At 39.0% G+C, this 16,366-nt stretch carries 11 protein-coding genes; 4 read left to right on the top strand and 7 right to left on the bottom strand.

The genetic code is table 11. From position 1 onward, the window contains the following. Positions 1-21: 21 nt before the first annotated feature. From F564_RS19025 to F564_RS0109345, 3 genes are read right to left on the bottom strand one after another with little or no spacing between them, the layout of a single operon-like run. Complete coding sequence (locus tag F564_RS19025) at positions 22-1,821, bottom strand: DUF4153 domain-containing protein (protein WP_028122416.1); 1,800 nt, start codon at positions 1,819-1,821, stop codon at positions 22-24. A 55-nt stretch (positions 1,822-1,876) separates the two neighbouring features. Beyond that, positions 1,877-2,365: a BlaI/MecI/CopY family transcriptional regulator gene (locus F564_RS19020; RefSeq protein WP_051259627.1), complete on the bottom strand. Its 489-nt coding sequence runs from the start codon at positions 2,363-2,365 to the stop codon at positions 1,877-1,879. Between the two features lie 13 nt (positions 2,366-2,378). Next, complete coding sequence (locus F564_RS0109345) at positions 2,379-2,978, bottom strand: phosphatase PAP2 family protein (RefSeq protein ID WP_028122415.1); 600 nt, start codon at positions 2,976-2,978, stop codon at positions 2,379-2,381. Between the two features lie 206 nt (positions 2,979-3,184). Here F564_RS0109345 and pdhA point away from each other — a divergent pair, with 206 nt between their 5' ends. From pdhA to F564_RS0109330, 3 genes are all read left to right on the top strand, one after another. Next, positions 3,185-4,189, top strand: a complete 1,005-nt coding sequence (gene pdhA, locus F564_RS0109340) for a pyruvate dehydrogenase (acetyl-transferring) E1 component subunit alpha (RefSeq protein WP_028122414.1) — start codon at positions 3,185-3,187, stop codon at positions 4,187-4,189. 15 nt (positions 4,190-4,204) lie between these two features. Next, entirely contained in the window at positions 4,205-5,836 is a 1,632-nt protein-coding gene (locus tag F564_RS0109335; protein WP_028122413.1) for a pyruvate dehydrogenase complex dihydrolipoamide acetyltransferase, read from the top strand. Between the two features lie 355 nt (positions 5,837-6,191). Then, positions 6,192-6,824: a DUF2490 domain-containing protein gene (locus F564_RS0109330; protein ID WP_084406803.1), complete on the top strand. Its 633-nt coding sequence runs from the start codon at positions 6,192-6,194 to the stop codon at positions 6,822-6,824. Positions 6,825-6,937: 113 nt separating this feature from the next. On the opposite strand, the gene F564_RS0109325 is transcribed toward F564_RS0109330, so the two are convergent. Both F564_RS0109325 and F564_RS0109320 read right to left on the bottom strand, forming a co-directional pair. Further along, positions 6,938-7,384: a phosphohydrolase gene (locus tag F564_RS0109325; protein ID WP_028122411.1), complete on the bottom strand. Its 447-nt coding sequence runs from the start codon at positions 7,382-7,384 to the stop codon at positions 6,938-6,940. A 157-nt stretch (positions 7,385-7,541) separates the two neighbouring features. After that, entirely contained in the window at positions 7,542-10,022 is a 2,481-nt protein-coding gene (locus tag F564_RS0109320; protein WP_028122410.1) for an FtsK/SpoIIIE family DNA translocase, read from the bottom strand. 275 nt (positions 10,023-10,297) lie between these two features. Between F564_RS0109320 and ccsA the strand changes: the two genes are divergently transcribed. Further along, positions 10,298-13,540 (top strand): cytochrome c biogenesis protein CcsA, encoded by a 3,243-nt coding sequence (ccsA, locus tag F564_RS0109315; RefSeq protein WP_028122409.1) that lies wholly within the window; start codon positions 10,298-10,300, stop codon positions 13,538-13,540. Positions 13,541-13,603: 63 nt separating this feature from the next. Here the strand turns inward: ccsA and F564_RS0109310 are convergent, their stop codons facing one another. Both F564_RS0109310 and F564_RS19930 read right to left on the bottom strand, forming a co-directional pair. Beyond that, the gene (locus tag F564_RS0109310; RefSeq protein WP_028122408.1) at positions 13,604-14,467 is read right to left on the bottom strand and encodes a tyrosine-protein phosphatase; all 864 of its coding nucleotides are present in this window, start codon (positions 14,465-14,467) and stop codon (positions 13,604-13,606) included. A 92-nt stretch (positions 14,468-14,559) separates the two neighbouring features. Next, positions 14,560-16,206 carry a peptide-N-glycosidase F-related protein gene (locus F564_RS19930; protein ID WP_051259626.1) on the bottom strand — a complete coding sequence of 549 codons (1,647 nt, stop codon included), beginning with the start codon at positions 16,204-16,206 and terminating at the stop codon, positions 14,560-14,562. Between the last annotated feature and the right edge of the window lie 160 nt (positions 16,207-16,366).

The following is a 16,366-nucleotide window of genomic DNA, read 5'->3' as shown; positions in this document are numbered from 1 at the left end:
TATGCTTAAAATTTGCGCCTTTTACTTTTTCCTGATCAGTAAATAAGCGTTTTCAAAATCGATGCTTGGCGAAGTGTTGTCCTTGCTCGTTTTGATGATCAGATTTCCGAAGGTTATTTTGAGGTGGTAATTTTCCAAATCGGCTTCCACTGCCATTTCCGGGAGATTGATCTTGCCCGTCTTTCCTTTATATTTGATGGTGAGGTCTTTGATCAATCCGGAAAAATCGGCTTCTTCATCAGAGTTTAAAATCACTTTCAGTTGCGGTTCTTCATCTGTGATCCTGTCGAAGATTTCAAATGTATCATTGCCCATTGTTTTGCTGCTGTGATTGTACCGGTTGAAGTATAAAACATAATCGTAATCGCTGACATTAATGATTTGCTGATTGGAAATCAGTTCTAATCTCGCACCATCAGAAGTGGATCTGTCGGTTTTTTTAATGTTCGAAAATTGGTCCTTTGCACTGTAATAAACCGAATAGCTGTTGTTAGAATCATTGATGTTTTTTGCTAGTTCTTTTTGTTTTTTGACGTCAATTAATTGTAATAAGGATGCGCCTTCGTTTCTCTTTGCCAGAAAGCCAAACTTGCTTGCAATTTCGGTTGCCGTACTGTCTGCAATTTTTTGTGAAAAATCTATTTTTTGATTTTTATCTAATAATTTATGCTTAGTTAAAATTTCCATCAATTGATTTTTCTGACTTCTCTTCGCCACAGAAAAGGTATTGAGAAAGGGGAAAATCAAAGCAAACAGACCGAAACCAAATAAGCTTGTCGGAATGAATTTGATGCTCGCGTTTTTATCAATGATAAAATAGAAAACCACCGACGCCAGCCAAACTGAAAGCAAAACTACAAAATACCTCGGCTCCGTGTAACCATAGTCCAGAATCCTTGTAAAAATGGCAGTGAACAGTAAGATTAATAAAGGAATTAATGTAAAATAAAAGATTTTGGAGAACATCTTGACCCAAGATTTGGCTGAGTTTTCCTTCAGTGGGTGAACAAGTAATAGTGCTAAAATCCCAACCACAGAGTAGGCGAGGACGAGGTAAGAAACCCAACCTCTTGGCAATTCCCAATGGATCAGGATCTTCGCCGAATAGAAATATAAAATGACAACGTATATTATAAGGAGTGGAATGAGAATATATTGCGTGAAGAATTTCAGAACAACCGGATAACTTCCTTCTTTTTCCAAATATTGCAATCCTTTTTCATTGAATAATAAAAAGATAAGACTGCTTCCAAATATGGCCAAAAAATAAAAAACACGGAGGTAAATTTTATCTTTAAAATTAAAATCAAAAAGCTGGTCCACTGCAACAATCGCCAGTTCTACACCGCCAGTCAAAACGCCAGTGAAAACGGCAGTCAGAAAAATATTGATGAACAAATTCTTGTTGTATTGCCAAAAATCCATCTCGGTTTTCTTCCTGAAAAATGCTGCAAATGAAACAAAAAGATGCGATAAAACGAAAGTTGGAACAAGCATAAACGCATAAACTTCCGTGAAATCTTTTTCTAATTTTGGGAGAAGAAAATAAAAACCAATCAGGAATAGAATTCCGCCAAATTCGAGTAGAAGCTGTTTTCCGATTCTTTGAGAAAGGATTTTCAAACCGAACATCAATGAGATTCCCAAACACGAGACCAGCGTGAGTTTGGTCAATGTGAAAACTTTCTCGCTCGTACGGAAATTTTCCTCAGCGATGAACATCAGACAAACCGAAGCCGCCAAAGCCATCAATAAAACCAAAGGAAATTGCCGAAAGGCAAAACCCGCTTTCCCGAATATCTCGTGTAATTTTTGATTCATCTTATTTGTGTTTTGAGAGTTAACTTTTGTTTCTAGGTTCTGAATTTCTAACTTCCTATTTGTTCTTCTTCTTAGCTTTCTTCTTATCGTTTTTATCTTTCTTTTTAGACTTTTTATCGCTGGTGATTTCTTTGATAAATTCCTGAATGTGATTGTCTTCTTCGTTGTTCACTTTTACAGAATTTTTTTTGCTCTTTGTTTCTGTAAACTGTTCAAAATCTTTGGGTGCTAGATATTTTTCTTCAACCAAAACTTTCAACAGTTCACTTCCTGAATGATCAAAATAATTTTCCAGAAATCGCTTCAGTACATATTTTTTATACTCTTCGAAACCGATAGCTGGCGCGTAGAGGTTGATCCTTCCTTGTTTTTCTGTAATGAGATAATGTTTGTCAACCAAGATTTTCAGAAAGGTTGAAACGGTGTTTTGATGTGGCTTCGGTTCAGGAAAAACATCCATCAGTTCACGGAAATAGATTTTTCCCTTGTTCCAGATCAGTTGCATTATGTCTTCCTCAGAAGGTGTTAAAGTTTGTAACATCATAAAGATAAATAGTTTAGAAGATAATGGCTTTTACCATTATGAGATAGATTAAAGATACAAAAATGGCGATCGCTGCACCAGACAAGACTTCTTTGGGTGTATGTCTTTTCAGGATCACTCTGGTAAGTCCGATGATTAATGATAACCCAAACCAGAAAATACCAATCGCAGGTTCTATGGTGAAAAACAAAGCTGCGACATAAATGTTAAGGCCTGTGTGCATTGAACTTTTGATGAAGAAATTACTGATCTGCATCAAAATCAGTAAGATGCAGAGCATAAATATTGCCCAGTCCATTTCTTGGTGTAAATAAAAATCGACGGCTAAAAAAATGACGGTTGCCATAATGATGAAGATGTAAAGTGAATGTCGCTGCTTGCGGTTTGAGACATCCATATTGGAGTAATTTCCATTCTTTACATTTCTGTAAATCCAAAGTGCTACAGGAATAATCAGTAACAACAGGATTGGTAAAAACTTTTTCGACGCTTCTTCCCAAGTATAATTCTGGTAGCTGTAATAAAAAAAGTACATTACCAAAGAAACCAACGGGTTGAAGAAGTTCGAAATGAGTTTCGATAAGGTGAGAATAAGCGGGTTTTTGATTTCCATTCAGAAAAATTTCGACCTCAATATACAACATTTATCATTTTCTCCAAATTTCTCTATCTGAATTAAATCCAATCCTAATGCAATCGATTGCGCAAGTTTTTATATTAAATTAAGGTGGTGATTTCATAACTTGAAAAAATATGATAATATGCATACAATAAAGAAAGATTTTTTTTCTTATTTTTGCTACATATTTCGAAATTACAATGAAAGAATTTTCTAAAGAAGTCTACCTTAAATGGTATGAAGAAATGACGATGTGGAGAAGGTTTGAAGACAAATGCCGCTCTCTTTATCTAAAACAAAAAATCAGAGGTTTTTTACATCTTTATAACGGTCAGGAGGCGATTCCCGCTGGATTTACCCACGCGATGGATCTTTCCAAAGACAGTATGATCACGGCATACAGATGTCACATCCATCCTATGGCGATGGGCGTAGATCCAAAAAGAATTATGGCAGAACTTTGCGGAAAAGCTACAGGAACATCTCAGGGAATGGGAGGTTCTATGCATATTTTCAGCAAAGAACACCGTTTTTATGGTGGACACGGTATCGTTGGAGGTCAGATTCCTTTGGGTGCTGGTATCGCTTTTGGAGACAAATATTTTGATAGAAAAGCCGTTAACATCTGTTTCATGGGTGATGGTGCGGTACGTCAGGGTGCATTACACGAGACTTTCAATATGGCAATGAACTGGAAACTTCCTGTGGTATTCGTGTGTGAGAACAACGGTTACGCAATGGGAACTTCTGTAAAAAGAACTGCCAATCACGAAGATATTTATAAATTAGGATTAGGTTATGAGATGCCTTGTCTTCCTGTAGATGCGATGGATCCTGAAAAAGTGGCTGAAGCTGCTTATGAAGCTATCGAAAGAGCAAGAAGAGGAGACGGACCTACTTTCATAGAGGCTAGAACATACCGTTACAGAGGTCACTCTATGTCAGATGCAGAACCTTATAGATCCAAAGATGAAGTGGCGCAATATAAATTGGAAGATCCAATCGAGATTGTGAAACACAGAATTTTTGAAAACAATTGGGCAACTCAAGAAGAATTGGATGCTTTGGAAGAAAAATCAAGAGATTTCGTAGAAGAATGCGTTGCGTTTATGGAGGAATCTCCGTATCCGGATGCTTCTAAACTTTACGATTATGTCTATTCCACGCCGGATTATCCGTTCATCAACAAATTAGAAAATAATTAATTTTATAAAAAAATTATGGCAGAAGTAATTACGATGCCCCGTTTGTCGGATACGATGACGGAGGGCAAAGTTTCAAAATGGCACAAAAAAGTTGGTGACACTGTGAAGGAAGGTGATATTCTTGCAGAAATCGAAACAGATAAAGCAGTTCAGGATTTCGAATCTGAAATCAACGGAACAGTTCTATTCGTAGGTGTAGAAGAAGGCGCAGCTGCACCGGTAGATTCTATTTTGGCAATTATCGGCGAAGCGGGAGAAGATATTTCGTCTTTGACTGGTGGCGGTGCAAAAACTGAAACTTCTGAAACCAAATCTGAAGAAGAATCCAAAACGCAAGGCGAATCTACAGCTGTAGAAACTGCTGACGAAGGTTCATCTTCTGATATCCCAGAAGGTGTAGAGGTGATCACAATGCCTCGTCTTTCTGATACAATGACCGAAGGTAAAGTTGCCAAATGGCAAAAGAACGTGGGTGATACTGTAAAAGAAGGTGATATCCTTGCTGAAATTGAAACTGACAAAGCTGTTCAGGACTTCGAATCTGAAGTGAACGGAACTTTATTATACCAAGGTGTTGCCGAAGGTAATGCTGCGGAAGTTGATAAAATATTGGCAATCATTGGCCCTGCAGGAACAGATGTTTCCAGCATTGTTTCCGGTGGCGGCAAAAAAGCGGCTGCTCCGAAAGTAGAAGCTACAACCGGAACCAAATCTGAAGAGAAAAAGGAAGAAGCACCAGTGGCTGCATCTTCTGTAGGTGAAAGAATCGCGATTTCTCCTTTAGCAAAAAAAATTGCTGAAGATAAAGGTGTAGATTTTTCCGCCATCAAAGGTTCTGGTGAAAACGGAAGAATTGTGAAAAAGGATGTTGAAAATTATCAGCCGTCTGCACAGCCAGCAGCAGCAGCAGCAGCTTCAGCTCCGAAAGCGGTTTCTGCTCAGCCAAGTGTAGCATTTACGCCGGGTGAAGATTCTGAAACGGTTAATTCTCAAATGAGAAACATCATCGCGAAGAGATTGGGTGAAAGTAAATTCACTGCGCCACACTATTATCTGACTGTTAAGATCAACATGGATAAGGCCATCGAAGCGAGAAAGGAAATGAATGCTGTGCCAGATACCAAAGTGTCTTTCAACGATATGGTGATCAAAGCGGTTGCAGTAGCGCTGAGAAAACATCCACAGGTGAATTCTTCCTGGGCAGGTGACAAGATCATCCACCACGGGAATATCAACGTTGGGGTAGCAGTAGCTGTTCCGGATGGATTAGTCGTTCCGGTACTGAAGAATACAGACTTTATGAGTTATAACGACATCTCAGCCTCTGTAAAAGATATGGCAGGAAGAGCGAAAACAAAAGCGCTGAAAGCTAACGAAATGGAAGGTTCTACTTTCTCTGTTTCTAATCTTGGAATGTTTGGGATCGAGACGTTTACGTCGATCATCAATCAACCTAATTCTGCAATTTTATCTGTAGGCGCAATCGTTGAGAAACCGATCGTGAAAAACGGACAGATCGTCGTAGGAAATACCATGAAATTATCATTGGCTTGTGACCACAGAGTCATTGATGGCGCAACTGGTGCACAGTTCTTGCAAACGTTGAGAACTTACCTGGAAAGTCCATTGACGCTTTTACTGGGATAAAAACTTGTTCGAAATATTTTATAAAACCTTTCAATTCTGTTGAAAGGTTTTTTTGTTGACCAAATTGCGTAAGGGATGGAAGTGGTTATCCTTTTTGTCTTGGACATATAGTCGATTCTGTTACAAAGCACTGTAGACAAAAAGATAGGAACGAACAGCCCGACCATTTGTTTTTGCTGATCTGGAAATGCTATTTAAAAATCTAAAGGTGTTAGCAAAAACAAAGGGTTACGCCCAAAAAAGCATCCGAATTAATCTGTGATTTGATTATATTTGTGCCGTGAAAAATTTTGCATTTTTATTAGTTTTTATAGGCAGTTTTGCCTTTGGACAAGATCATCTTTCGGGGTTCAATATGATATCTTTTACGTATAAAATAGATCCGAAATGGATGGTTTACACAGAGTTGCAGACCAGAGCGAGAAGGGATTACACGGTGATTGACTATTATGAGACCAAAGGTGGTGTGGGTTACAATATCACAAAAAACAATCAGATTTTTTTAGGTGTAGGCCGCTATGGGACTTATGAGAAAATGAAAATCACGCAGGAAGAATTCCGGATATGGCTGCAATATTCTTTTACGCAGCGGTTCGGGAGGCTGAAGCTGGATCACAGGGGTAGGGCAGAACATCGGTTTTTCTATGCCAACGAAACGGGCGAACGTACCGAGGCCAACCGTTTCCGATACAGACTTAGCGCCACCTTACCGATTAATAAAGATAAAGTGCAGGAAAAAACGCTTTTTGTGAATGCTTTTGAAGAATTGTTCTTTGGATCAAAGGACCCGATTTTGAAGCGTAATAGGACTTTTGCCGGTTTTGGTTACCAGTTCAATAACAACTTATCTGTGACTTCAGGCTATATGTTTCAGCGGGAATTTGCGTTGAAGGGGAATGATAATTTTCATTTTCTTTATTTTGCGCTCAACTTCACGATTGATGGAACCGATGACGAGAAAGATATTGTAATTCCGATGGTGGATTGATTTTTACCAAATAGGAACACAGTTTAAAAAAAGAAGGTCAAATGGAAAATATTTTATTTGACCTTTTTATGATAGCTGCAAGAGAATCTATGTGCCTATGTGGTTTAATGATTTTAATATTTCTCTATCAGATACAGATAGGCTTTCAGATATTTGTTGAAGCGTTTCAGATCTTTTTCTTCCAGTAATGTTGTACATCTCGTGAGATCCATATTGTCGCGAAGGTCATTCAGTTTTACAGCAACTGCCAATGGACTTTTCTCGATTCTGGCAACGAAAGCATCATAATCAATGTGTTCTTCTTCACGTTTTGTGAGACATTCTACCGCTTCCAGAATGTGTTCCGGGAAACCTTTTTCACGGAGAAATTCTAATGGGAATTCAGGATTGTCTTCTACCACATCGTGCAGAACGCCGACGATTTTTTCATCGATGGTTTTTCCGGCATTCATCACCCGGAAAACGTGACCCAAATATGGTGCATCGTATTTGTCGGTTTGTTTTTTGTGTGCTTTGGTCGCGATTTTTATGGCTTTGTAGAGTAGTTCGTGTGTGGACATGTAATTGTATCGTTTTTTAATATTTTTATTTTTAATTCTGAATGTCATCTGATGTCTCTGAATAAGGTTTTACTTAATTATAAATGTCTGAAATTGTAATGAATCAAAAGAAAAAACGCTAAAAATATTTAGCGTTTATATATTAAATTAATCTTGATTATCTCCCTTTCAACTCATCAAACAACCTTTCCAAAGAATGAAGATCAGAGATCAACACCTCTCTCGCTTTCGCTCCGTTGAAACCGCCCACTACGCCAGCTGCTTCCAACTGATCCATAATTCTGCCGGCTCTGTTGTATCCCAATTTAAGCTGTCTTTGAAGCATTGATGTTGAACCTTGTTGTGTCGAAATGACGATTCTTGCTGCATCTTCAAAAAGTTGATCTTTCTCGTTTGGGTCAAAAGCGCCAACTGTAGAAGTGCCTTCGTCGCTGGAGTATTCCGGTAGAAGATAAGCGTCCGGATAACCTTTCTGCTCACCTACAAATTCTGCAATTCTCTCCACTTCCGGTGTATCTACAAAGGCACACTGCAAACGTGTCAAATCGTTTCCGTTGAAATACAGCATATCACCACGTCCAACCAATTGTTCTGCGCCAGGCGAATCCAAAATAGTTTTGGAATCGACGCCAGAAATAACTCGGAAAGCAATCCTTGCAGGGAAATTCGCTTTGATCATACCAGTAATGACGTTTACAGAAGGTCTTTGTGTCGCAACGATCAAGTGGATTCCAATGGCTCTCGCCAATTGAGCCAGACGGGCAATGGGGTGTTCAACTTCTTTTCCTGCGGTCATGATAAGGTCCGCAAACTCATCCACCACCAAAACAATGTATGGCAAATAGCGGTGTCCGTTTTCCGGATTCAGTTTTCTTTGAGAGAATTTGGCGTTGTACTCCTTGATGTTTTTACAAAAAGCATTTTTCAAAAGATCATACCGCTGATCCATTTCGATACAAAGCGAGTTCAGAGTATTAATTACTTTTGCATTGTCTGTGATGATCGCATCTTCTGTGTCAGGCAGTTTTGCCAAGTAATGTCTTTCGATTTTTGAATATAACGACAATTCTACTTTTTTAGGATCTACCATGACGAACTTCAGTTCGCTCGGGTGTTTCTTATATATAAGAGAAGTCAGGATGGCATTGATTCCAACAGATTTTCCCTGTCCCGTTGCACCAGCCATCAAAAGGTGGGGCATTTTTGCAAGATCGGCGACAAAAACTTCGTTTGAAATGGTTTTTCCAAAAACGATAGGCAGATCCATATCTGCTGTCTGGAATTTCGGTGAAGCAATCACAGATTTCATAGAAACCATGGTCGGATTTTTTCTTGGAACCTCAATTCCGATGGTGCCTTTCCCCGGCATTGGTGCGATGATACGAATTCCTAAAGCGGAAAGGTTTAAAGCAATATCATCTTGAAGTTTTTTGATGGCAGAAACCCGGATTCCCGCTTCCGGTACAATTTCGTAAAGTGTCACCGTGGGTCCTATCGTTGCTTTGATTTCAGAAATCCCAACGTTGAAGGTTTTTAGCAAGCCAACAATTCGGTTTTTATTTTCTTCGAGTTCGTCGTGGTTGATGGTGATTTCTTCGTTTCCATAATCTTTCAAAAGATCGACAGAAGGCATTTGGAATTTGGCAAGATCTAATTTATGATCGTACAATCCGTGTTTGCTGACAAGCTCGTCTGATTTTTGTTGCTCTGCATTCGGAACGTAGATTTCCTCTTTTTTGACTTCAATATTTAAAGTAATATCATCAGCAGGTTTTGCAAGTGGCGTTTCTGTGACGGGCTTTTCCGCAATTGGTTTTTGCACCGGCGTTTCCTTCGATAAAACGATGGGTTCTGGCTGAGTCACTGTGATTTCTTCTACAAAAGTGGTTTTGTTAGGCGTTTTGATGGGCTCAATATCCTGAGTCACCTTGATGTTACTGAAATCATTTTCCATTTTTACAGGCGTTTCATTGACGGCTAATTTTTCTGGCGCAATTTCTTTTTCCAGTTCTTCATCCGCTTCGAATTCTTCTGCAGAATCCGGCATCAGACCTTTCAGTTTTCCGAATGTCTGATCATTAATGTCATTCAGTTTATTTTTAATAGAACTGGGTCTTAAATTAAATTCCAACACAAAATACAGGGCAAAACTGACCAGAAGTACCATCCAAAGTCCAAAAGAACCGATGTAAGATTTCAGATAATCCATAATCTGATAGCCGTAAACACCACCCAGAACACCTTCTCCACCAGTGAGTGCCCCAAAGAAAATAGGTGTCCAACAGATGAAAAATAAACTGTGCGAAATGGTTTTCCAAGGTTTGAAATAAGTTTTCTTAAAAATCAAAGTGCCAAAGACCAAAAACAAAAAGGCCACCACAAACGCTGCAACACCAATACTTTCGAAGATAAAAAGATTCCCCAGCCAGTCGCCGATCTTTCCAAAAACATTGGAAGATTGTACAGTTTTGTCAGCCATAGTTCCTGCTTGGCTTTGATCCGCTTTCCAATTCATGAGATATGATACGAAAGACAGCGAGAGTACAATGGACAATAGGATGAAGGTGATTCCAGAAATAATTCTTGGTTTCGAGATGATTTTGCTCCCGGCAGCGTTGTTATTTTGTTCCTTATTCATTTTAAAAATCGACAATAGATGCAAATTTAAGGTTTTTTCTTTCTGTTAAAAATTATGCGGGTGTTTTGTTTGAAAGAATTTTTTTTATCGCAAAGGCGGAAATTGTCAACTGAACATGGATGCAATTTGTGGCTTTAAAAAAAAGTACTGATGTGATAGAAAATTCACCTTTCTAATAATTTCTATGAAATGAGTCTGAATAAAATCATAAATACTGCTTTTCATTCGCCCAATCAAAATATCATCCTTATTTTTGTGAATTATTAAATTTCAGAATGAAAAAGATTCAGGATATTCTTATTTCCACGCGAACGATGGCTCTTCTGCTAATGGTTTTCGCTATTTCTATGGCGGTTGCCACTTTTATCGAAAATGATTACGGAACGCCAACTGCAAAGGCATTAATTTATGAAGCCAAATGGTTTGAAGCCGTGATGTTTCTATTGATTTTAAATTTCATTGGAAACATTAGTAGATATAGGCTTTTTAGAAAAGAAAAGTGGCCAATTTTGGTATTTCACCTGGCTTTTGTTCTGATCTTTATTGGTGGTGCAATCACTCGTTATATCAGTTTTGAAGGGACGATGCACATCCGTGAAGGCGAAACCAATAATGAGATCATCACCGACAAACATTTTTTCAAAATTAAGATCGAGGAAAAAGGAGAACAGCAGAATTACAGAGATGTGCCATACCTGATGTCGCCTCTTCATTACGATTTTCAGGCGACTTATGATTTCTTAGGAAAAGAAAAAATTGTGGTGAAGGCGTTAGACTATATTCAAAGAAAAAAAGATAGTCTGGTCGTAGGAAGCGGAAAAGAATATCTGCATCTGGTTTCCACAAGCGATATGGGTGGCCGTCAAAATATCTATTTGGCGCAGGGCGATGTTCAGAATATCAACGGAACTTTGGTCAGTTATAACAGAACGGCGATTGCAGGTGCTGTAGAATTCCAAAAGAAAAACGGGCAACTTTACATCAAAACACCTGTTGACGGAGCTTTTATGACGATGGCTACCAAAGCGACAGGAACCACTACAAAAGAAGTGTTCCAGCCTTTGGTGCTGAGAAGTCTTTATACCATCGATCAATTGAAACTGGTCATTCCTGAAGGAACGAAACAAGGTAAGCTGGTAAGTTACGAAGGTGATAAACAAAAAGACAAAGACGTTCCGGATCTGTTAAGAGTAGAAATCGCAGGGCCAAAAACAAAACAATTGGTTGATCTGGTGGTAGAAAAAGGAAATCCAAATAATTATAAGCAGATCAAAATAGATGGGTTGGACATTATGCTTGGATTCGGTCCGAAGATTTATTTCACGCAGCCTTTCGCCTTAAAATTAGAAAAATTTGTGATGGAAACCTATCCGGGAAGTTCGTCGCCTTCTGCTTATGAATCTCACGTCAAAATCGTGGATGAAGGCAAGGAAACGCCTTATCATATTTATATGAATCACGTTCTTAATTATAAAGGTTACAGATTCTTCCAGGCTAGTTTTGATCCGGACAGAAAAGGAACCGTTCTTTCTGTGAATCACGATTTCTGGGGGACGCTGATCAGTTACATCGGTTATGCATTCTTATTCATCGGGATGTTTGTAACAATGTTCTGGAAAGGATCCCGATTCTGGAGTCTCAACCAAATGCTGAAAACCATTAGTAAGAAAAAAGCGACGGCTATTGTTTTACTGTTATTAAGTTTCGGACTTCATGCTCAGGAAATTGATATGCACGGCAAAGACGGAAGCCACGAAGGGCATTCTCACACTGAAGCAAAACCAACGTCTCCGAACAAAAATCCGGCAGTAATAGACGCAGATGCGATGGTGAAAAACATCGAAATCAACAAAGAACACGCAGACAAATTTGGTTCTCTTTTGGTTCAAAATTATGAAGGTCGTATTGTTCCTGCGAATACACAGGCTCTTGATATTTTACATAAACTAACTTTACGCTCTTCTTTTCAAAATCTGGATGCCAATCAGTGGTTTTTGGCTGCTACGATAGATCCAATGTTCTGGGCGCAGGTCAATATCATCAAGATTGAAACGGCAGGTAAAGTAGGAAAAGACCTTAGGATCAAAACTAAAGCTACAGAAGAAGGTTTTACAAGTTTGATCAAACTATTTCCTGCAGACAAAAACGGAAATCTCCGCTTTGTTTTGGAAGATGATTATAACGATGCATTCCGTAAAAAAGCGTCTGAAAGAACAAGATATGATGAAGCTGTCATCAAACTGAATGACAAGGTGCAGGTGCTCAATGGTATTATGTCTTACCAATATTTCCGAACAGTTCCTGTCAAAAACGATCCAAATCATACTTGGAGTTCTGTCATGACACCTACGTTTGAATCGGATGAGAATGCACAGTCCGTTTTAGGTCCATATCTATCTAGTGTACTGTTGGCGACCCAAGGCGGAAGCTGGGCAAAAGCAGACGCGGAACTCAAAAAAGTAGAGGCGTATCAGCAGAAATGGGGCAAAAATGTGGTGCCTTCTGAAACTAAAATAGAACTGGAGGTTCTGGTAAACAAACTGGACATCAACTTCAAATTGTTGATTTTCTACACCATCATAGGTGGTCTGCTTTTGGTTTTAGGTTTTGTACACTTGTTCAAACCAACTCAGATTTTAAATGCAGTTATTAAAGCATTGATTTATATCGGTGCCGTTGGTTATGTCTTCCATTTTTTAGGATTGGTAGCCAGATGGTACATCTCTGGACACGCACCGTGGAGTAATGGTTATGAGGCAATTATCTTCATCTCTTGGGTGGGAATTACGGCAGGATATGCCTTGTATAGAAACTCCAATACCCTGATACCTGCAGCCGGATTTTTGGTTGCGGTGATTATGATGGGATTTGCGCACGGTGGTTCCGCACTGGATCCACAAATCACACCCTTGGTTCCGGTTCTGAAATCTTATTGGCTGGTGGTTCACGTGGCGATCATTACATCCAGTTATGGATTCTTTTCACTGTCTATGCTGATTGCGATGATCTCTTTGATTTTCTACATCATCGCCGACAAAGAAACGTTCAGAATACAAAATAATACAACACTGAAAGAATTAGCCATCGTAAGCGAGATGTCGCTTAATATCGGATTATTGGCTTTGACGATTGGAAACTTCTTAGGAGGAATCTGGGCCAACGAATCTTGGGGCCGTTACTGGAGCTGGGATCCGAAAGAAACTTGGGCCTTCATCTCTATTATGATCTACGCATTTGTGATCCACATGAGACTCGTTCCGGGACTTAGAGGCAGATATACGTTCCATGTCATGACGATGTTTGCTTTCTGCTCTATGGTAATGACATACTTCGGGGTGAATTACTATTTGTCAGGATTGCATTCCTATGCAAAAGGAGATCCTATTCCGCTTCCTCTTTGGGTTTACATCAGTTTAGCTTATATGATTGTATTATCTGTGGCAGCTTGGTTTAAGTACAAAAAACTGCATAGTGATCTTCAAATTAAATCAGACGAGAGAACGCAGGTAGAGCCTTAATTGACAAAGATCATTTTTTAACATCATAAAAGAGCAATTCAAGATCTGAATTGCTCTTTTTGTTTATTTTAAAAACTTACGGATGTAAACCTCCCGTTGCTCCTCAGAAATCCCCAAAACCTGATTGATATATTGATCCATAGAGCCGTACTTTTTATCAATCTCATCAAAAGCGGCCGTCAGGTAAGGCCGCTCTATCCAGCTGCTTTTTTCTATGACACCAATGTCTAATTTTGGATAGATAAAATGCAAATGATTGGCGAGACTCAATCTATGATCGATCACTCTTTTTCTAAGATCATTTGAAACCAAGTATTCTTCAAAGATGACATCACGGTCAAATTTAAGTATTTTCAGGATCAATGCTGTGATGATCCCTGTTCTGTCTTTGCCGGCACTGCAGTGGTAGAGTATGGGTTGGTCAGAATCCAGAATTTCTGTGATGATGGTTTTGATGACTTCAGGATTTTCTGATACATAATCTGTGTAGAATCGTAACATTCTTTTGTCGGCGTCTCCCTGGCTGATCTTTCCTCTGAGGGCTTTTTTTTTGGCATTCGCCATCTCGTTATTTTGATCTAAGTAGGCCGGATAATTTTTGTAAATTACAGTGTTGGGCAAATGATCTTTCGCTTTTCCGATTTCCTGTTTCGTTCTGAGATCAATGACTTTGATAATCTTCAGTTTTTCAAAATCGGCAAAAGATTTTGATTTTAATTTGTGCAGATCAGCGCTTCTGTAGATCAAACTGTCTTTCATGATTTTTCCCTGAGAATTCTTGAGTCCACCCAAAAATCTAAAATTATTGACCTTATGAATGTCAATATCGTTCTTTTGAGAAAGATGAGAGAATTCCGGTTTTATAGGAGTATATGTGTGGCATGAAAGCGCAAATAGGCAGACGCTGATAATTCCAAAATTCTTCATGACATAAAAATGCTATTGGTAAGGTGGAGATATCATGGGCAAAAATCCCCAATGATTTACAAATGGGAATTTAATGATTATAAATGAGAAATCTATTGTTTCATCATTTTTTGAAACGATGATGTTCCATCAGCAAAATCTATTTTCATCATATAAACGCCTGTTGGCAATTGTGTCAAGTCAATTTTAGAAGAAGCTGTGTCTAATAACTGTTTACCATCTGTACCGAAAATAGTTAGCTTATTTACTTCTGATGAAGCGGTAATATTTACAAAATCTTTTGTTGGATTAGGGTAAACAGATACTTTCTTCCGAGAAGTTTCATCTGTTCCCAGCCTGATTACAGTTGAGAATATGGGGCCTCTCCAGATGCTGTTCAGCTCACTTGTGCATTTTGATTTTACATACATCTCATAAAGCCAGTTGGTCGTCAAATCATTTCTGGAATCTACAGGTGTGTTTTGAATTTGATGGATGTCTTCGTACAATGGCGTGTAAACAGATTTTCTGCTCCAGATGGTTTCCCACTGTGAAGAATTTCCGTTCTCTTTCCAGCCAATATTGACAGTTGGCCCAAATTGATTTGTGATCTTAAAATTACTTGGTTCAGCACAGATTATCTGCCCGCTTGTGCTATTTTGAAGGTACATAGAAATAGGAAAATATCCTTGTCCGGCAGCAAACCTGGCGTCAGGAACATCCAATTTGATCGTATGTGTTCCTGCAGATAGGTTTCCGAGACTGACTTCACGGTTGGGAATCGCATCACCTGGACACCAGTTGTTCCAAGAAATCCAAGCTCTCAAAGTTTTAGGCGCAGTGCCATAGATGCCATTGCTTTGGGTATTGTATGGTCTGTAGGCTTCGCAGTTTTTACCGCCTGGCTCGTATTCGTGAACCAATTGATTGTCAAGATAAACGTAATGTACTCTTCTTACATATTCTTCTCCGGCAGAATTGGAGCCATGATTGGAACTTGTCAAATGCAAAATCACATTTTCGACAGGCTGATCCAAAATGAAAGTGACAATTCGGGTAGTTTGTCCCACAACATCAGTTGCATTGTAGTTATTGAGATTATCACGATAAGAGATTGGTAAAAAGAAATTTTGTGCAGGTGTAGCTGTTCCGCTTGTGACAAATTCTAGGTTACCTCGGAAAACATCGGTTCGGTCTGCGCACCCGGCGACTTGAGTATTGGCAGCTGCAGAATAGCCATCAGCCCGGAACTCGATCCAGAAGTCATAAAGTGAGGATAAAGAAAAATCGTGTGGGATATTGGAAATATGATCCACTTTAAAACTGTACGGCACTTCTTTGATCGTCGCATTTTTGTTCATAAAAGGCGTGATGAAACGTCCGAGTTCTATGCGTTTTATATTGGCCTGATTGAAAGTGTAGGAGGCGCTTCCCTTTGGAACTAAAACCAGATTCACGCCGGCAATTCTGTCATAATTATCACAAGCTGCCTTTAGCGTGATGTTCATGGTGACGCTACTTCCGATAGTCGCAATCTCTGCGTCCGTTAGTTTTCTGGAAATGATATCCTGCTCATAGGCATGGAGGCGGATGGCGCCAGCAGGGATTTGTGAATAAGCTTCTGCTGGCATTGTTTCTCCTGCGCCCAGATAATGATACATACTGTAAAACGGGACATCGTTGAAAACGGTCATGTTTTGAGCCAAAAAGAGGGAACTGCTGAAAAGTCCAGCAACGGCAAAAAATAGTTTTTTCTTCATACTCGATTTATTATTTATAACAAATTTAATAAATCTTCACTCATATTTTACTTTTAATATGGTTTCGTTAATTTTTAACCTTAATGATTAGCGAGTGCGTAATCTTACGATTGACTTTGTGAGCGTTGATAAAAATCCTATCTTTAGACAAATTTACAAA

The organism is Epilithonimonas tenax DSM 16811 (genome assembly GCF_000428485.1).
In the GTDB taxonomy this organism is placed as follows: domain Bacteria; phylum Bacteroidota; class Bacteroidia; order Flavobacteriales; family Weeksellaceae; genus Epilithonimonas; species Epilithonimonas tenax.
The sequence above is the reverse complement of the archived record's forward strand: the minus strand, read 5'-3'. Positions and strand labels throughout refer to the sequence as shown.